Source organism: Paenibacillus tabacirhizosphaerae (assembly GCF_040812395.1).
Lineage (GTDB): Bacteria > Bacillota > Bacilli > Paenibacillales > NBRC-103111 > Paenibacillus_E.
Genome location: NZ_JBFNXH010000078.1, coordinates 1 through 875 on the forward strand (window position 1 = coordinate 1; position 875 = coordinate 875).

Below are 875 nucleotides of genomic sequence, written 5' to 3' on the forward strand. Positions count from 1 at the left end.
ACGACAAGCTGCCGGATCGCCAGCGCTTTGAAGATATCGTGCAAGCTGCGGTCGCCTTGCTTGCTTTTGTAATACTTGCCTTTGCCGCCCGATCCGGCGAAGATCGGGGCGATGCCTGCGTATCTCGCCAGCTTGTCGCTGCTGGCGAACCTTGAAACATCGCCGATCTCGCACACAAGCTCGGCGGAAGTCACCACATCTACCCCCGTGATCGTGTGCAATTGGCAGCCAATTTGCTCCAGCATGAGCTTCAATTTGGCATCAAGCTGTTCCTGCTCGTTCTGGTAGAAACGAATTTGTTCCACTTGGCTGCGGATGATGAATTCCTTTTCTTCCAGGTACTGCACGCTTCCCGTGCCGTCTTCGGCTACGCACCGCAGAATCTTCTCCGCTTTCTTGGTAGAGCAGGCATAATTGCTTTGCTTGCGGAGGAACTTGGTAAACTCCTCTAGCGTTATCTTTTCCAGATGGCGCGGAGAAGGGAACGTGCGCCAGAATGCCAGCGCCGTTTTGCCGTCAATTTCACTGAAATAGCGGCGGTAGCTCGGATACGTGTAGCTGAGCTGCACGTGCAGTTGATGCAGGGCAGCGGACAAGTTTTTGCTAATGCCTCTGCGCCTTGTAGACAGTTGGCGCATCACCCAATAATGCTCGTCGGGCTTGAAATCCGGCAGGCAGGGAAGGTCGTCGCGCAGCACACGCGCCACGCATTCCGCGTCCCACGAATCGCTTTTGTGGACGGTCGCGAAGCCTTTCCTTTTTGCGCTGGAGAACGCCGGATTGATCGACTTCACCCATTGGTTATGCTGGATGAGGAACAACCCGAACGCCCAGCCGTAACCGCCCGTGTCTTCGAGTCCATAGACGGCTTTCAT

At 55.3% G+C, this 875-nt stretch carries 1 protein-coding gene; it reads right to left on the minus strand.

Annotated elements, in window-relative coordinates; translation table 11 throughout:
• On the minus strand, positions 1–875 hold an 875-nt coding region (locus ABRS97_RS28035), incomplete at its 3' end, for a transposase (protein WP_367819459.1).